The organism is Paradesulfitobacterium aromaticivorans (genome assembly GCF_054657415.1).
In genome coordinates, this window is the sequence record NZ_BAAHYT010000004.1 from 190,645 (window position 1) to 203,905 (window position 13,261).

16 protein-coding genes are annotated in these 13,261 nt (G+C 47.4%); 2 read left to right on the top strand and 14 right to left on the bottom strand.

Annotated features, from left to right (window positions below):
- Positions 1–2 precede the first annotated feature (2 nt).
- From ACYQ2N_RS01655 to ACYQ2N_RS01720, 14 genes are all read right to left on the bottom strand, one after another.
- Positions 3–548, bottom strand: coding sequence for a P27 family phage terminase small subunit (locus tag ACYQ2N_RS01655; protein ID WP_459997201.1), 546 nt, complete (start codon positions 546–548; stop codon positions 3–5).
- Between the two features lie 108 nt (positions 549–656).
- Complete coding sequence (locus ACYQ2N_RS01660; RefSeq protein ID WP_459997203.1) at positions 657–1,013, bottom strand: HNH endonuclease; 357 nt, start codon at positions 1,011–1,013, stop codon at positions 657–659.
- Between the two features lie 121 nt (positions 1,014–1,134).
- Positions 1,135–1,551, bottom strand: a complete 417-nt coding sequence (locus ACYQ2N_RS01665; protein ID WP_459997204.1) for a DUF1492 domain-containing protein — start codon at positions 1,549–1,551, stop codon at positions 1,135–1,137.
- Positions 1,551–1,805, bottom strand: coding sequence for a hypothetical protein (locus ACYQ2N_RS01670; protein ID WP_459997206.1), 255 nt, complete (start codon positions 1,803–1,805; stop codon positions 1,551–1,553). The genes ACYQ2N_RS01665 and ACYQ2N_RS01670 overlap by 1 nt, the downstream gene beginning before the upstream one ends.
- 108 nt (positions 1,806–1,913) lie before the next feature.
- Entirely contained in the window at positions 1,914–2,216 is a 303-nt protein-coding gene (locus ACYQ2N_RS01675; RefSeq protein ID WP_459997208.1) for a VRR-NUC domain-containing protein, read from the bottom strand.
- Positions 2,217–2,368: 152 nt separating this feature from the next.
- A complete protein-coding gene (locus ACYQ2N_RS01680; protein ID WP_459997210.1) occupies positions 2,369–4,915 on the bottom strand; it encodes a phage NrS-1 polymerase family protein in 2,547 nt (848 codons plus the stop codon).
- Entirely contained in the window at positions 4,890–5,336 is a 447-nt protein-coding gene (locus ACYQ2N_RS01685; RefSeq protein WP_459997212.1) for a DUF7768 domain-containing protein, read from the bottom strand. The genes ACYQ2N_RS01680 and ACYQ2N_RS01685 overlap by 26 nt, the downstream gene beginning before the upstream one ends.
- Before the next feature lie 2 nt (positions 5,337–5,338).
- Positions 5,339–7,264, bottom strand: a complete 1,926-nt coding sequence (locus ACYQ2N_RS01690) for a bifunctional 3'-5' exonuclease/DNA polymerase (RefSeq protein ID WP_459997214.1) — start codon at positions 7,262–7,264, stop codon at positions 5,339–5,341.
- A gap of 64 nt (positions 7,265–7,328) precedes the next feature.
- Positions 7,329–8,078 (bottom strand): hypothetical protein, encoded by a 750-nt coding sequence (locus tag ACYQ2N_RS01695; protein ID WP_459997216.1) that lies wholly within the window; start codon positions 8,076–8,078, stop codon positions 7,329–7,331.
- Positions 8,079–8,098: 20 nt separating this feature from the next.
- Complete coding sequence (locus ACYQ2N_RS01700; protein WP_025434858.1) at positions 8,099–8,521, bottom strand: gp33 family protein; 423 nt, start codon at positions 8,519–8,521, stop codon at positions 8,099–8,101.
- 16 nt (positions 8,522–8,537) lie between these two features.
- Complete coding sequence (locus tag ACYQ2N_RS01705) at positions 8,538–9,803, bottom strand: DEAD/DEAH box helicase (RefSeq protein WP_459997218.1); 1,266 nt, start codon at positions 9,801–9,803, stop codon at positions 8,538–8,540.
- Between the two features lie 90 nt (positions 9,804–9,893).
- Entirely contained in the window at positions 9,894–10,313 is a 420-nt protein-coding gene (locus ACYQ2N_RS01710; protein WP_459997220.1) for an HNH endonuclease signature motif containing protein, read from the bottom strand.
- Positions 10,314–10,426: 113 nt separating this feature from the next.
- A complete protein-coding gene (locus ACYQ2N_RS01715) occupies positions 10,427–10,633 on the bottom strand; it encodes a hypothetical protein (RefSeq protein ID WP_459997222.1) in 207 nt (68 codons plus the stop codon).
- A 78-nt stretch (positions 10,634–10,711) separates the two neighbouring features.
- Positions 10,712–11,101, bottom strand: a complete 390-nt coding sequence (locus ACYQ2N_RS01720; protein ID WP_459997223.1) for an RNA polymerase sigma factor — start codon at positions 11,099–11,101, stop codon at positions 10,712–10,714.
- 647 nt (positions 11,102–11,748) lie between these two features.
- On the opposite strand from ACYQ2N_RS01720, the gene ACYQ2N_RS01725 reads away from it, so the two are divergent.
- The gene (locus tag ACYQ2N_RS01725; protein WP_459997225.1) at positions 11,749–12,258 is read left to right on the top strand and encodes a helix-turn-helix domain-containing protein; all 510 of its coding nucleotides are present in this window, start codon (positions 11,749–11,751) and stop codon (positions 12,256–12,258) included.
- On the top strand, positions 12,239–13,219 hold the full coding sequence (locus ACYQ2N_RS01730; RefSeq protein WP_459997227.1) for an ImmA/IrrE family metallo-endopeptidase: 981 nt from the start codon (positions 12,239–12,241) through the stop codon (positions 13,217–13,219). The genes ACYQ2N_RS01725 and ACYQ2N_RS01730 overlap by 20 nt, the downstream gene beginning before the upstream one ends.
- Positions 13,220–13,261: the final 42 nt, after the last annotated feature.

Below are 13,261 nucleotides of genomic sequence, written 5' to 3' on the forward strand. Positions count from 1 at the left end.
TGTTATTTACCGCCGCGCCGAGCTGCCAGAAGTCTTTCCATCACATCATCGTGAGGATTAGTGCCCTGATAATCAGTGGTGCAGTTTTCTTTTACCGTCTGGTAAATCTGAAACCATAGATTGTTTGCTTGCTTCATAAAGTTTTGACTCATTGCCACATAAGGTGACGGTATTGCATTACCGGTGGTCGGGTGCTTCGCCAGAAAACCAAACTCCGTAATGCACTCCTCGCACTGGATCCAACGAGACACACTCATGGCATACTGCTCCAGCAGCTGCGTCGGAATATACCCGGCACAGCCGCGTTCATTAAGCCATGTCCAGGTCTTTTTAAAGATATCTACCGCCATAAGCTGCTTACCGTTTTTCTGGGGTGCAGATAAATATTCGCGCGGCTCGGGCATTGTCTCGCCTTTAAGCTCAGCCGTATCAGTAAACTCGATTACCGTTAATTTGCGATGGCCGGGATTGCCTTCCTTGAGCTTGTCCGTCAAGGCTTTTTTCTTTTGGCCGGAGCCAGGACGCGCACCACCATGTCCGTTTGCCATAGGCTTCACCTACCTTTCCTAAAATTACGGGGCATATACCCCTCTTGAAACCGCGATTTCACGCGCGAAGCCCCGCGCCGCTGTCCGCTTGAAAAGTTTTTAGAGATTTTATCGCCCCCACCGGTCACCGTCTCGGACAGTAATGGATGAGTGACAGGACTTACACAGCGACATCAGATTGTCCGTTGCATTGGAGCCGCCGCGCGAAAGAGGTAGGATGTGATGCACCTCTTCAGCAGGCACTAGCTTACCTCGCTTCTGGCACTCCTCACACAAGGGATGTGCTTTGATGTAGCGGTCTCGTATGCGTTTCCATTTACGACCGTAGCGTTTGTTGCTCTCTGGATCGCGTTCGTATTTGTTATAGCGAGCGTTGGCCTCCCGCTGATGCTGCTCACAATAAAGACCATCGGTCAGATTTGGACAGCCGGGTTGTTGGCAGGCACGCTTCGGTTTCCTTGGCACTTTGTCACCTCATTTCAGGAAATACAAAAGCCTCCGCAGGATTGCTCCCACGAAGGCTTCTCTTCATGCTATTTTTCTATTGTAATGATAACACGCAGGCTATAGTGACAAACAGTGACATTTACTGACTCGTTTCAGGAACCTTAATCAAAGAGACGGCTAAGTCATGCATACGATAGACATGACGCACGTTATATCCCATGTCCACCGCGATTTGCTCCCAAGATTTAAAACACAGGTAGCGCAGCTCCAAAAGCGTCTGACATTCCGTATTGTCCACCGCTTTGATGATGTCTATGATTTCTCGTTTCAAATCAATAAGCCGATCAATGTCTCGGTCGATCTCAGCTTGCAGGTCGATGATTTTAGCAACCGCATCCGCCATCGTCGACGTAGCGCGATTGGGATTCCTAGGCATACCTGTCAGCGTGTGGGTTGCTTTGGTGGCCAGCTCATTAAGAGAAGCTACTTGCTCCAGTTTACTGTTGATCCGCTGATCCAGCCGAAACGCCTGTCCAAGATAATTTTTTGCGTTCATCATGCCACCTCCGCATTTAGCTTTCGAATCAGTATTTCCGGATCGATACTGGTCAGCACTTCAAACCAGTCCGAACGGAAAAACCTCTCTACTTCCTGTTTTTCTGAAAGTGCCATGTTGTTATATGGATGCTTTGCCAGCCTTCTTAAAGCATCTCGATAATCCTTGACCGCTTGCAGGATAATGGCGTTTGCCAGTTTTGTATATTCATCCTCTGTGTGGTAGTCATCAATTGTTGTTTGATTCTGATGCATACGCTTTACCTCCGTAAAATTTAAGTTTCACAGTGAGGCATTGCAGCAGTGTGCTCGTGTATGCATAGCTCTTATATCTTAAACGCAGCTTCTGCAGTATATTCTAATTCATTGTTCATTGCGGAGGGCAAGCCCCGATTGCTTCAGTACTGCCCGCACCTCATCAACTGTGCGCACGACCACAGCCGTACCACCAGCAGCTAGGATTTTCTTGATTGTTGCTCTCTGCAGCTTTGTTACCTTCCCGGCCTCTGTCTTTACCTCGAATGCATAGAACCGGCCATTAATGCAGGCAACGATGTCTGGAATCCCTGATGTACCATAGAGCCCGCCATGCTCTTTCCAACAAAAACAGTTTGGCACAGTTTTTAAAAAGCGAAGTATTAAATTTGTGATATCCTTTTCCGACATCCGTTTTCTCCTTCCTGTAACTTGTAACCTTGTAACTACCAAATTTATAGGTCTACATATTTTTACGTGTATACGCACGCGCGCACGCGATAAAAAAATCTCGTTTCCTGCGTAGCTCTAATTTTTTAGGTTATGAGGTTACAAGTTACAAATTATAAAGGTTCAATTTCTGTGATCTCAAAGCCGCTGACATCGCATCGGGCCTTAAGCAGCGTGTAATCCAGCGTCCATACCTTGCGATTTTCTGTACCCAGTCGTTTTTGAACATTGCTTTCCAAAAAGAAGTCGCAGTGCTGCAGTTGTTTCTTAAACTGTGCGTAGGTCAAGGTTTCTCCCACAATGGCATAATCCTTACGATATTTGGTGTAACGGTCATACACATGATTAAGCCAAAGGGCCAGCACCTTACCGTCCTCGCAGATTGAGTACTCACTTTTTGGATCCAGCCCCATGCGGGACATGATCTCCAGCGTCTGCTCAACGACACTTTTATTGCTGGTATTGCCATCCAGCAGATATTCTTTGGCCGCATACTCCAGATACTTTCGACAGGTTTCCCGGTTATACGGAAACACCTCCTGCCAAGATAAACCGATAGAAATACACAACTTTTCAATGAGACATAGTCCTACGTAGCAGCAAGCCAGATTATTGATCACTCTGGTAGGTAGCTCCTTTGCAAAGCTGCCGAGGCCTTCCTCATACCATTTTTGCACCTCGGAAAAGCTTGCTTGTAATGCCATCTCCAGAAGACTTCGTCCGAAGCTTCCAAGAAGCTCAGGCTTAGCGCACAGTCTTGCGAAGTTTGCGCGATATTCCGCTGGCTTTAGATCCTTCTTGGAAAACAGCAGCTCTATGCTTCGCTCCCTGACCGCTGCTTCATCTGCCGATTCCTCACCGGCGACAACCAGCGGTGCCAAAAGCTCATAGCTGACAGTGGTTTGATCCGCACGACCACGTATGCCTTCATGGCCGTCATAGCTGTTACGAAAATGGTTATACAGTGCATCCAGCTTGTATTTATCGAGCTTTGAAGGCTTGAATTCATCCAGTGCCTGGGGTATCAGGTTTGAAGAAGCCGAGTCCTTCATCAGGGTAAAGGCGGTCGTCTGGCCTGCTGCAATGACCTTTGTCCTTGAAAATACAGGCAGAATCACGCGCTCTAATGTATTGCTTTTACCGCTGCCAGCTTCGCCGATCAGCATCAGGTGCGGAAACTTGACATTGTTATGCCTTAAATGCTCTTTGATAAAACACCCTGCCATCCACGCAAGCACTGACACTGTTTTGGCAGGCTCGTTATATGATATGAGCCACTCGCCGAGCTTTTGAAGCTGCTCCTTTTTCAGCAGGTCGGATTTGAGGATTTCTGTATCAATACTTTTGTATTTTTCAAGCTGTACCAAGTCTGGAACCTGAACCTCTCCCGCCTCCACTGCACCCTCCGTAGCAACAAAGACCAGACGTTTTTCGTGCCTATAGATTCCCACCGCCTTAACTCCTGTTTTCGTAGGCCAATCCAGCTCGGAAATATAGCCTTTGAGCAGCTCCAGATCGCCATCCGAGCCAAAGTAGCCAAGGGCTATGGTTCGACGATTGAGTATGCTTTTAAACTTCTGCTGATTGGCAAAGTCAGTGGTCATAAAGGTCAAACGAAAGGTTTCACCGCGTATGGTAAGAAGATCCGCAGTGAGCTGTGTTTCCTCCTCTGCCACGATCATCTCGACCGGCTGAAATAGAAAGTTTGTAATGGGATAGATGTTTTCACCCTTGGAGCGGAAATACCGGCCATCATATTCGAAAATAACCGCCTCGCCGCCGGGGCTGTAGGTGGTTCCCGTCGCTTCGATTGCCTTGTTCAGCGTTTCCTCGCCATACGTAGCACCGCTGGCATGATGCTTTTCATCCCATTTGTCCCGGTACAAAGCGGACCGCCGAAAAAGCCTGTCCATTTGCTCTTTGTCTTTTCCGGACCAGAAGGCAAGCTTACAGCAAAGGGATAAATCCGCCTCTGACTGGCTTGCAAAGCTGTCCTGCCATTTTCCTTCCCATAGTAGGGAGAAGGCTTCGCCGTCACCGGATTCCAGAGCCCTTTCCAGCAGCTCCTCGTCGGTAAGGGCGATCGTTTTTGACTTGCTTTTTGCTTTGCTCTTTTTCTTATGTTTCTTTTTCGGCCGGATATAGGTTTCATGAATCCAGCTTAGCGTGCCATTGTCAGCTGCGATTTCATCGGGCGCATTAGGGAGCTTCTGTCCTGTCATGGTGAAGTAGCGCAGACTGCCATACATCTCCACGCCGGTGGTGGTATTTTTATTGCCACCTTCGGGCATGGTGCCTTTGAATAACAGATGTACACCCTCGCCCGATGGCGAGTATTCTGCATAGGTCGGCTGCTTGGCAAGTATGGCTGTTGCGATCTCATTAAATGTCCCAGTATCCGTGTCACAGCAGTGGTCGATGTCTACTCCAATGAACTCATCGTCCTCTGTAAAAACGAATCCCAGTCCCGTATAGCCATAGCGCTCCAGTGCGTCGGCGGCTGTTGCATAGTCTGTCCAGGTATCCGGCTTGTTGGAAGATGCCGTCTTGCCGGTGGTAGGATTGAAGGGCACCTTTTTATCCTTACCACCTGTTTTATCCGGAACCAAGCGCCAACAGATCCACTGCTTTCGCTCAGTAAGCTCCTTTGGATAACTCATCGGCTGACACCTCCTTGCAATCCGTATCAAAGTAACGAAGCACCAGCTTTCGGCGCTTTGCTTTTTCGATTTTTACTGTCATGCCCGCAGTGATCACATCACCAAACACCCACACCTGCGTACACTTGCTCATCAGAACCATGCCGAAGAATAAACCGAGGTCACGTTCTTTACGATTGGTATCATCAAGAAACTGAGGAAACAGAAGATGCGGTGCAAGGGGTATGTAGTTTTCCTGTACCGCAAATCGGCTGTAGCGGCGAGCGTTCGTGGTATTTCTCTCAATGTCCCCTGCATAGGGAGAGCAGATAAACACCAGCGGTCGAAATGGCTGCTTCTTTGCTTCGTGCTCGATATTGGTTAACGCTTCATAGGCTGTGGGATCGTAATATCCCTCAGCATTGAATTTGTTAATGCTCATCGCTACACCTCCAGTTCCTTTAAGTTGCCAAAGCTATCGCCGACCGCTGCTTCTGCGACAATCGGTACATCAAACTCAGGGAAGGGCTTTGCTTCCATACAAGACTTGATAAATCTCACTGCCTCATCCACCTTATCGTTTGGCATCTCAAATACCAACTCGTCGTGGATCTGTAAGAGCGGCTTCAGCCATGGTCTTTCGGGAAGTCCGGCGATAACGCGACCACAGACCAGCTTCAAAATATCTGCCGCTGTGCCTTGAATCGGGGTATTGAGTGCACAACGCTGTGCAAAGGAGCGCTTACCCCAATCCTCAGAAAGCATGCTGATGAGATACCTTCGTCTGCCGAGCCATGTTTCGGTGTAGCAGGTATTGGCAGCGCTTGTTTTCGTCTCGTTTTGCCATTTTGCTAAGCCGGGATATCCGGCCTTGAGGTTATTGATGATGGTCTCACACTCTTCTTTTGTTGTATGAAGTCCGGCCTTGAACTGAAGCGTGCGCTGCAGCCCATTGGCAAACAAGCCATAAAATACTCCGAAGTTGCAGTTTTTAGCGATGGTACGGCGCTCCTTATATCCTTTCGCATTTTTATCTACTGCCTCAGCAAACGGAATGTTATAAATGACCGAGGTGGTCTGCGCATGGATATCCCCGCCGGTGCGGTAGGTTTCCAGCATCTTTTCATCCCTGCAGTAAAATGCACCCACACGAAGCTCGATCTGGGAGAAGTCCAGAGAAAGAATTACCTTACCCTCCGGTGCAACGATGAAGCTGCGTACGCCTACCGGGTCATTGTCCTTTCTGGGGCAATTTTGAAGGTTTGGATTTCTTGCTGCAAAGCGTCCGGTTTCGGTTCCCAGCGGCATTAAGTCCGGATGTATTCTACCGGTGGCAGTATTAATGTGCTGCAAATAGCCGTCGATGTAGGTGCTTTTGAGCTTGCCCCATTTGCGGTACTCTTGAATTAAATCAAACAAACGTACCAGCTCCGGTTTGTTCTCTTGGCACCAGTCGCGAAGCATAATCAGCGCTTGATCATCGGCAGCCTCCTGATATTTCTCCGTTGTTTTTAATACCGGTAATCTGAGGTCTTTATATAGATGCTGTTTAAAGGCGGAGGTGCTCGCATTGGCTCCAATATGAATGCCGCCAGTTATAGCATCAATTTCGGTTTTCAGCCTTGACAGCTGTTCCTCCGCTTCAGCCTGCTTTTTGAGCATGGTAGCCTTGTCCATTGGAATCCCGTTATATTTCATGATGCCGCAGTAAACTGCCGTAGGTGCTTCAAGCTTTTCTGCTATATATCGATGCGAAGGGAGAAAGCGATCAAACCAGCCATTAAAGCGATGATACAGTCGCAGCGTATAATCCGAGTCGGCACAAGCGTAGCGAATTGTCTCCTGCTCCTGCGGATCCAATTCGTCAAAGTGGCGGCCGCTGGTTACCGTTTGAAAGTCCGGCATCTCCGCACCGAAAAGGGAGGTTGACAGTAATTTCAGACCGCTGTCGGAAAGACCACGAAATTCCCACTTCGATTTCAGTGTCAATTGTGCAGCGGCAATAGTATCGTAGCATGGCGCCTGGAGTACGATGCCTTGGGCATATAAAAACATGGCTTCAAATGCAAGGTTATGAGCGACCTTCGTTACTTGGGTGTTTTCAAATAACGCTTTTTTAAAATATTGAAGAATGACATCAGGATTTTCCACATTTTTACCCACCTTATGAGTCAAGGGCACATATACGGCACTACCCTCCGCTACTGAAAAGCTCATGCCGGTGATCTGGGCTTTATGTGCATCCAAAGCCGCGCGCTCATCTTGTCGATACTTTTCTGTTGGTGAGGTTTCAAAGTCAAAGGCTATGAGCTTAGCACCTTCCAAATAGGCAGCAATCTCGTCCAGCCTTGTTATACATTTATATTCCATATTGGCTCCTATCTGCTGCAGGAGGCCGAGCGGAAAAGTGCCCGCCCGACCTTCAGCTTTTGTGTTAGACGAGAGGCTCTATAACCTCTCCGGTTTCGGGATCGACATTTTGTGGCAGACGATCGCCAGAAGGCTCCGCATCATAACCAACGCGGGTACTAAAGGCTTTGACCTGCTCGGATAGCTCATTTACCAAGGCATACTCCTCAGGTGTCAGGTTGCGATCTACGGTGAACTGTGCCTGTGAAAAGGCAATGCCACTTGAATTTGTGGCTTTTTTCAGGGTAAAGCACGTAACCACCGCATTGGACTTCTTACCTTTGGAAAGCAGGCGCATCAGGTAACGGGTAAAGTCCTTCAAGGAACCGGTTGGGAGTGACAACAACATCGGGAAGATTTCGCCCTCACGCAGCAGATAAATGCGGCGACGATTCTTGCAGGCTTTTCCACTGCCTTCACCGGAGCCAAACTGGTTATATGGACAGGTGTTGCAGTTGCCGCCCGGGTCTCCCTCACCGGTGATGCCGTCAAAGGAACCACAATCGGGAGGATTAGAGCCGCCGGTGTATTTGTTTTTGTAGTAGGCATAGAGCGGGTGATGATAAAGGATCACTGCTGAAAATTCCTTGACCGCTTCGGGGTTGTTCGGATCTTCACTGGGGATTTCAAAGACCGTACTGCCTGCGGCAGGAATTTTGATGCGCTCAAAGCTTCCGGTAAGGCCTGCCAGCTCATCGGAAAGTGCAATGGATAAATCAAAGTCCTTCAACTTCAAAAAAGTGCTGTTATTTGTGGTAAGCTCATTGTTTTTCATAGTCTTTTTTCCTCGCTTTCTTATTTACGGGTCGCCTTGCGGACGCCCACAGTGGTTTTTTCAAATACATTTACCAGCCCGTTTAGCCAGTCCGGAAGGGTATCGTTGTTTTCCGCGATCTGCTCTTTTACGAAAGCAGATAGTGAATTGGCATTAACGGTCTCATAGATCAGCCCGCCAAAACCTTCAGCGCGCAAGGCTGCAAAAAGCTCATCTTTGCGGTCCGCTGCAGCAGATGCGCGGGTTGTGTTGGTTAGGCAAAACATAACGCCGGAGCGGGTAAAGTTTTGTGTTTCTGATTCCAGCATGGCTGTTGCCAAGCTAAAGTCCACTTCGTCAAGCTCGGTATTAATTGACTTTAGCTGCTGCTCAAGCTCCTTTTTCGTGTCTCGCAGTTCTTTCAGGCGATCCGCAAGTTCAAACATTTTCTCTGAATCGTACATAGGTATCTCCTCTCTCTTATTGGAATGGATTCAGTCCCGTTCTGTAATCGTCCACCAGCATTTTTGCAAGATTAGCCTTGTTCTTCAGTGCTTTTAAGACCTTCTCATCTACTGTTCCGGTGGCTGTTAAATAAATGTAGGTGCAGGGCATTCGCTGGCCTGCTCGGTGAATCCGGGCTTTTGTCTGCTCAAAGTTGCTCATGGAATAATCCAGCGAATAAAACACCATGGTGCTGGCCGCCGTAAGTGTGATGCCAAGACCCGCCGTTGCGATCTGCCCAACGAATACAGGAACATTGGGATCATTTTGAAATTGTGATACCTGTTCGTCGCGGTTCTTCACGCCGCCCATGATGAGCGAGTGACGCACACCCTTTTTATCCAGCAGCCTGCAAATGGCGTTTAACTCCGGCACAAAGCGCGCAATAATAACCAGCTTCTGGTTTTCTTCCAAAGCTGAATCGATAATATCCTCCAGCACCTCCAGCTTGGCCGTACTGACTTGTTCAGTCGATGCGCTCTCATCACTGCCTAAAAAACCGCCGGTTAGTTGGGATAGCCGTAACAGCTTCGTCAGAACGTTGGTAATCGTAACCTCGCCCTTTGAAAGCTCCGCATAGCTGTCCTTGACAAGATTTCGATAAAGACGCATCGCCTGCGGCTCCAGCTCGATCTTGCGAACGATATCAGTTGTATCCGGCAAATCGAGACACTCTGCTTTTGTGGCACGATATGCAATGGAATGCATCCGCTCGGTCAGTTCCCGCTCCATCGACTTTTTAAGTACCGGTGTATGGTTACCGTAACCAACCATGTCAAAATACCGATTCCGGAAGGCATAGAAGCTTTGACCGAATATTGCAGGATTTAAAAACTTGTATTGGCTGAACACATCGATGGCTTTGTTGGTCACCGGCGTACCGGTTAATAACAGCCGGTACCGCGTTCCGGCCCCAAGTCGGTGCATGGCTTTACTTGCTGCTATGTTATGGGTTTTGATCTTGTGCCCTTCATCGGCAATGATCAGCTCCGGATGCCACGCAGCAAGCTCCTTTTCCAGCCGCCACGCTGATTCATAGTTGATAACCGCGACCTGAAGCGCATCGCCATTCAGGTGTCTTAAGGTATCAATTTTCTTTGCACCGGAGCCGGTCAGCACCGCAAGGTTATAGTCAAAGGCCGCAAACTTGGAGAATTCCTCCTGCCAGACACCTAAGATGGATAGAGGTGCGACAATCAGAACGCGGCGTATGCGATTTTCGTCATACAGCGCTCCCGCCACAGCAATGGCAGTAAGGCTTTTTCCTGTGCCTTAGTTAACCCATTTCCATCAGGAGTGCAGCTCCACAGCCTTTGGAAATGTTCATATGCATCACCTCGCTTTCTTCTTTGAAAAATGAATCCTTGCATGTTCTGCTTGTGAGGGTAAAATTTCAAGGTTTGCTGGATCATTGTTCAGCTTGTTCCCGTCGAGGTGATGGACAACCTCGCCTTCTTTAAGCGGCCTGCCAAGTATCGCTTCAGCAATCCTGCGGTGTTCATGCTTTCCCAGTAATTTTCTATAAGCTTTGCCTTCACCAGTACCCCGCATAGCATGACTGCGTTTGATACGTGCTTCCATTACGCCGCCGGGTTGGTTCATGGGATTGGTGCTGCTGTTGTATTCCGACATGCGCTTCGAATTCCACTGACGAAAATGCTCTACACAGCAGAAATTGTTTTCACGGACTTGGGTTTCCGGCTTTAGGAAAGGCTTGCCGCAAATCCGGCAGGTCACCTCGACCTTTGGCATCGGAAGCACCTCCCTCCGCAAAGAGGCCAAAACACTTACAAACGAAATTGAAGGCCTCTATTTGATGGCGGTAGGCTTTCGCCTTAATAGTCATTGGGATTTTCGGAGTGGGGTCACGCTCGTTCATCTTCGTTACCCTCCTCCGGCAGCTCTGAAATCGATACACGCTCAACGCTATCGCCGGGAACGATGACCATCACCCTGTGCTTTTCGCCGAACAGTCGCTTCAGAAGCCGCTCCCGTAGGGTAACCGTCTGATTTTTAACAACGCTACCTTCAAACGGTGCCCTACGGATGCTGATTTTTAGCTCATGCTTCATCGCTCTTACCTCTTTTCTGGAGAGCGGTGTTGTTGTGCTCTCCATAGGTAGCTCACGACAGAAGCGAATCCGCAGGGTCTATTTCAGATTTTCTTTCAGTTTTTTATAAATGCGGTTTAGTCGATCGCGTATTGCGCTTTCGCCGACGCCTTCTTCACGGGCGATGCTTACGATGGTGCGCTTCTCAAAAAACACTTTTTTGATGAGCTCCTGCTGCTGCGGCAAAAGCTGATCTATGGCTTTGTAAAGCGCTTGGTATTCTTCGTTTTGGATACATTCGGCTTCTACATCCACGTCTGCTGGGAATAGATTCCCGTCGAGATTAAATGCGTCCAGTGAAGCATGGCGGCGGGTTTCTTTTTGATTGACGTTGCGCTCCAATCGGTCAAGCTCGATGAGTATGTCATAATCGTCCTCTTGAACTTCGATAGTGATGGTTTCATTGTTGAAGTGATAATCATATTTCATTGTTCGATATCTCCTTTTCGTTTTTTCCGGAGCGCCGGAAACAGGAGATATCGCGAAATTACTAGACAAATGGAAAAAGGCCGCAAGTATCCGCTGTTTCCAGCGTTACTCCGGCCTTAGTGGTGGCTTTTCATCGCCCCTAGTGACTCAGTCAGTAACTTCTTATTCAGTTGTAGTGAGAGGGCTGCTAAGCTCCTCTCTTTCTTCGTATTGCCGCTGCCTTTTCAACTTTCAATGTTGAAAAATCTACATGATAGATGCGACCGCATCTTGGACACTGGCACGAGATCTTAATGTCAGCTGGCTTATCCGCAAGAGTTTCACCCTTCTCACACCAAGGACACTGCACGACGATGGGAAAATGAATTGTATTACTCATAGGCTTTTAACCTCCTTTCTGTCATAAAGACCTTGATTTTTATTACTGATTGTGGTAATATATTTCTGCGAAAGCGGTATGCAACGCACGGTTATCGCTAACACAATCAGTATAATACTGAGTTTTAATTACCACTATTGGTGGTAATTTCATTGTAGCACAGACATATTTTAAAAACAAGTCTTCTTAACGAATATTCTTTACTTAAAGTGGGAACTATGTTATTATTACTACAAGGAGTTGTATCTCCGAGAAAGGAGGTCATCGCATGGGAAAGAAACTCGGCCAATATATTAAAAACTTGCGGAAAGAAAACAAAATACCCGCAAGAGTATTAGCAGAGAAAACCGGCATGTCTAAGTCTTTCATTGATTATGTTGAAAACGGGTTGCGTGAACCGTCGGCAGAGTCCTTAGCAAAAATTGCCGCTGTTCTTGACATACCATTAGATACACTTTTGAAAATTCAAATTGATGAACAACTTGGTAAAGCCGCTATTGCTTTTTCAGTTACCGCTGATGCGAAAGAAGACATGGACGTGGAGCTACGTGCAGCTGGCCGCGATCGTGATAATCAAAGCAATGTAAGTGAAGAAGCATTAAAAAAGGTAAAGTTAGCTCTTCGTGGAGATGCAGAACGGGAGACAATTATTGATTTGATTCAAAATTCAGATCTGCGTGCCATCTTTCGTGCAACAGAAAATCTGCCGGACGAAGAACTGACCAAAATTCGAAAAGTATTGGAGTCGTTGTATCCAGATGCCTTCAAAAAGGAGTAAGAAACTGGGTGATGGCGGCGTTGATTACGCCTTCGCCACAGAAGCTGCGCATGAATTTATTAAAAAATACGGAGTTGACTGGCTTCCTGTTGATATCTTCGAGCTAGTTGACAATTATGCTGAAGCAAACAACGTTGAAATCAGAATAGTGACAATCGAAGAATTGTCTGAAGAAACAAAAATAGACCGTCAATCTCTCATAGATGACGTAATCTACGGAGAAGACGGCCTAGCAATTTATGACCCGGATACCGGGAAATATTCAATTGTAATAAATGAACAAGTTGAACCTTATGGACGCATACGCTGGACAGTAGCGCACGAGCTTGGTCATATAGTTTTAGGTCACCTATCCAGTTCGAAAGTATCGATAACTAAATGGTCGCTGTCCGACGAGGAATACAATAAGATAGAGCAAGAAGCACATATTTTTGCCGGTGAACTTTTAGCTCCAAAATTCATCGTTTACCGCATTGGTTGCCATGCTTCTGCCGAATTGCAAGATATCTGTGGTTTATCAGCTAAGGCAGCAGATAGCCGAGAACGAGCAATCCGCGAGCTTATTGACGATAAGCGAAAACTGCATGATTCAATGTTAAGCATTATTCCTCCGTTTACAAAATTCCTTGAATTCAGGACAATATGTGCAGACGAATCAACGTTACGAATCCACAGTAGAATTCAAAGGAATCCCGAGCCTGAATTACCTGCGTTCCTTCCTACACCTGATATCAATAAGGATGGTCGTTACGCCTATTGTCCAAACTGCGGAAACGCCCACATAGCCGAAGAAGCACTTTTCTGCAAGTTATGTGGAACACATCTCTTTGCCGAACCTATCAGTCACCCGACAACTCCTTGTGGATACATCGGTGACAAAGATGCACGCTATTGCGAGCAATGCGGAGGGCCTGTATATAAAACCCGTTTCGGTTTACTGTTTGATCGGGATGAAATATAAAAGAACGCCAGTAAGAAGTATCGCTTCCTATCGACGTTCTTT

What these genes read in the sequence shown, in the direction of transcription:
- ACYQ2N_RS01655 (WP_459997201.1), bottom strand. Translation starts at nt 548, where the DNA reads ATGGCAAACGGACATGGTGGTGCGCGTCCTGGCTCCGGCCAAAAGAAA.
- ACYQ2N_RS01665 (WP_459997204.1), bottom strand. Translation starts at nt 1,551, where the DNA reads ATGAACGCAAAAAATTATCTTGGACAGGCGTTTCGGCTGGATCAGCGG.
- ACYQ2N_RS01670 (WP_459997206.1), bottom strand. Translation starts at nt 1,805, where the DNA reads ATGCATCAGAATCAAACAACAATTGATGACTACCACACAGAGGATGAA.
- ACYQ2N_RS01675 (WP_459997208.1), bottom strand. Translation starts at nt 2,216, where the DNA reads ATGTCGGAAAAGGATATCACAAATTTAATACTTCGCTTTTTAAAAACT.
- ACYQ2N_RS01680 (WP_459997210.1), bottom strand. Translation starts at nt 4,915, where the DNA reads ATGAGTTATCCAAAGGAGCTTACTGAGCGAAAGCAGTGGATCTGTTGG.
- ACYQ2N_RS01685 (WP_459997212.1), bottom strand. Translation starts at nt 5,336, where the DNA reads ATGAGCATTAACAAATTCAATGCTGAGGGATATTACGATCCCACAGCC.
- ACYQ2N_RS01690 (WP_459997214.1), bottom strand. Translation starts at nt 7,264, where the DNA reads ATGGAATATAAATGTATAACAAGGCTGGACGAGATTGCTGCCTATTTG.
- ACYQ2N_RS01695 (WP_459997216.1), bottom strand. Translation starts at nt 8,078, where the DNA reads ATGAAAAACAATGAGCTTACCACAAATAACAGCACTTTTTTGAAGTTG.
- ACYQ2N_RS01700 (WP_025434858.1), bottom strand. Translation starts at nt 8,521, where the DNA reads ATGTACGATTCAGAGAAAATGTTTGAACTTGCGGATCGCCTGAAAGAA.
- ACYQ2N_RS01710 (WP_459997220.1), bottom strand. Translation starts at nt 10,313, where the DNA reads ATGCCAAAGGTCGAGGTGACCTGCCGGATTTGCGGCAAGCCTTTCCTA.
- ACYQ2N_RS01715 (WP_459997222.1), bottom strand. Translation starts at nt 10,633, where the DNA reads ATGAAGCATGAGCTAAAAATCAGCATCCGTAGGGCACCGTTTGAAGGT.
- ACYQ2N_RS01720 (WP_459997223.1), bottom strand. Translation starts at nt 11,101, where the DNA reads ATGAAATATGATTATCACTTCAACAATGAAACCATCACTATCGAAGTT.
- ACYQ2N_RS01725 (WP_459997225.1), top strand. Translation starts at nt 11,749, where the DNA reads ATGGGAAAGAAACTCGGCCAATATATTAAAAACTTGCGGAAAGAAAAC.
- ACYQ2N_RS01730 (WP_459997227.1), top strand. Translation starts at nt 12,239, where the DNA reads ATGCCTTCAAAAAGGAGTAAGAAACTGGGTGATGGCGGCGTTGATTAC.